Annotated in this window: 1 protein-coding gene; it reads right to left on the reverse strand. The window is 74.2% G+C overall.

Annotated features, from left to right (window positions below; all coding sequences use genetic code 11):
- Window positions 1–76 precede the first annotated feature (76 nt).
- Window positions 77–1,132 carry a phosphatidylinositol-specific phospholipase C domain-containing protein gene (locus VR44_RS36810; protein ID WP_045952022.1) on the reverse strand — a complete coding sequence of 352 codons (1,056 nt, stop codon included), beginning with the start codon at window positions 1,130–1,132 and terminating at the stop codon, window positions 77–79.
- Between the last annotated feature and the right edge of the window lie 97 nt (window positions 1,133–1,229).

The raw sequence follows: 1,229 nt of genomic DNA on the forward strand, positions 1-1,229 counted from the left end.
GCCCCGCCGGGACCATCCGGCGGGGCGCTCGTCATGCGGGCGCCCGTCGTCCCGTCCACGGGTCAGGTCCGTGGGTTCAGCCGCGGGGCAGGACCGTGGCGAGGACCGAGGGGAGGGGGTACCAGTCCGCGGAGGTGATCGAGGCGTGGCGGGAGGCCATCAGCGCCACCCGGTCGAGGGCCTGGGCCTCCGTGGGGTGGACCGCGTCGATCGCCGGGGCCACGTTCTGGGCGTCCGTGGCGATCAGGAGGTAGTGGTTGCGGTCGTACCAGGTGGTGTCGATCGACCCGGAGGCGTAGGCGGACGCGTCGCCGTCGAAGACGACGAACCAGGGGCGCAGGGCCGGGTCCGCGTAGCGGTTGCGGGGGTCGCCCGACTCGGCGCGGTGGACCGCCGGGAAGGCGGCGGCCGTGGCGAGGTGGCCGCGCAGGTGCTCGGCGTACTCGCGGTCCGTCCAGAGCTTGTCGGCGCCGTTGCCCTCCTCGACGGTGCCCGGGATCAGCTCGACCAGGAACCTGCCGGCCATCTGCGCCCGGGTCGGCCAGGCGTCGGCGCGGGCCGCCGCGTCCAGGTCCGGGTACCCGGCCGCCAGCCGGCCCGGGGTGTACAGCGCGTCGCCCAGCTTGGAGGTGAGGAGGGAGTCGAGGGCGGCCGGGCCCCTACCCAGGTTCGCGGCGAAGCCGTCCTTGAGCTCCAGCTTGAGGACGACCGGGCGGTGGCCGGGGTGGGCGTCGTGCCAGCTGCGGATGTCGGAGAGGCAGCCCGCCAGGTTCTGGTCGCGGGACTTCGTGCGCAGCTGGGCGGGGGAGGTGGCGTTCTCGCAGTTGCTGTTGTTGCCGAAGGGGTTGTCGTGGGAGACGCGCCAGCCGCTGCCGAAGAAGTTGGTCCAGACGTCCAGTTCGAGCATCGCCGCGCCGGAGTCCAGGGCGTCGGCGAGGTAGGGGTACTTGGCCTTCTCGTAGGCGTTGTGGACCCCCACGCCGGTCGACGCGGAGTAGCGGAGGTCACCGGCCGCGGCGGGGGCGCCGGGCGCGGACCCGGCGGAGGCGGCGGGGGTGGCGGATACGGCGACGGCCGCGAGGGCGGCGGTCAGCAGGGCGGCTGCTGCGCGCAGGCGGGTGCGGATGGGCATGGGTGTGCGGCTCCCCTTGGCTACCGAGTGGTAAGGCGCCTGGAGCGTAGGGGAGTTGGGTGAAGAGGGGAAGGACTGGGGATGGCGGGCCGGGGAC

The sequence above is a fragment of the Streptomyces katrae genome (assembly GCF_000966975.1).
GTDB classification, from domain to species: domain Bacteria; phylum Actinomycetota; class Actinomycetes; order Streptomycetales; family Streptomycetaceae; genus Streptomyces; species Streptomyces katrae.

Bases quoted from the DNA above. Each gene is read 5' to 3' on its own strand.
- VR44_RS36810 (WP_045952022.1), bottom strand. From the start codon at position 1,132: ATGCCCATCCGCACCCGCCTGCGCGCAGCAGCCGCCCTGCTGACCGCC.